Raw genomic sequence first — 710 nt, 5'->3', positions numbered from 1 at the left:
CCCGCCTCAGTGCAAGCCCAAAGCCAAGAACAACGTATTAAAGAGCTTGAACGCGAGAATAAAGAGCTCAAGCAAGCCAATGAGATTATACGTAAGGCTGCTGCTTTTTTCGCCCAGGCGGAGCTCGGCCGCCCACACAAGTAATGGTTCAGTTTATTGATGACTATAGAGGTAGTTATGGGGTCGAGCTGATCTGTAGAGTGCTACCGATTGCCCCGTCAACTTATTATCGTGCTCAAGACTTAAGCGACAACCCACACAAGCGTTCACTACGCAGACAGCATGACGACTATTATCTCAGCGAGATTAAACGCATCTGGCAGGACAGCAAGTGCCGTTACGGTGTGCGTAAAGTCTGGCAGCAGATGAAAGCTGATGGGTTAAAGATTGCTCGGTGTACCATAGAGCGATTAATGAGACAGCATGGCTTACAAGGTGTCTGGCGTGGTAAGGGCAAGATTACCACCAACAGCCGTGACGACCAAAAACGCGCTGATGACTTGGTCAATCGCAACTTCAAGGCGCATCGTCCTAACCAGCTTTGGGTAGCGGACTTCACCTACATCAAGACAACGAGCGGCTGGGTATATACTGCTTTTGTTATTGATGTGTTTGCTCGCGCTATTGTGGGCTGGAAAGTTTCTAATCGCATGAACACCGATATGGTAATGGCGGCATTGAACCAAGCAATAGCAGACAGAAACAATTCC

1 pseudogene and 1 other annotated feature are annotated in these 710 nt (G+C 48.6%); the pseudogene reads left to right on the top strand.

Features of this window, described 5'->3' with window-relative positions:
- Window positions 1-710 (top strand): annotated as a pseudogene (locus tag AS194_RS02170) (IS3 family transposase); the annotation flags it as partial.
- Window positions 102-218: a sequence feature (AL1L pseudoknot), on the top strand. Its footprint overlaps the pseudogene before it by 117 nt.

Origin of the sequence: Psychrobacter piscatorii (genome assembly GCF_001444505.1) — a bacterium.
Classification (GTDB): Bacteria; Pseudomonadota; Gammaproteobacteria; order Pseudomonadales; family Moraxellaceae; genus Psychrobacter; species Psychrobacter piscatorii_B.
Note: the sequence above shows the minus strand (reverse complement) of the source record. Positions and strands in the feature narration are given on the sequence as shown.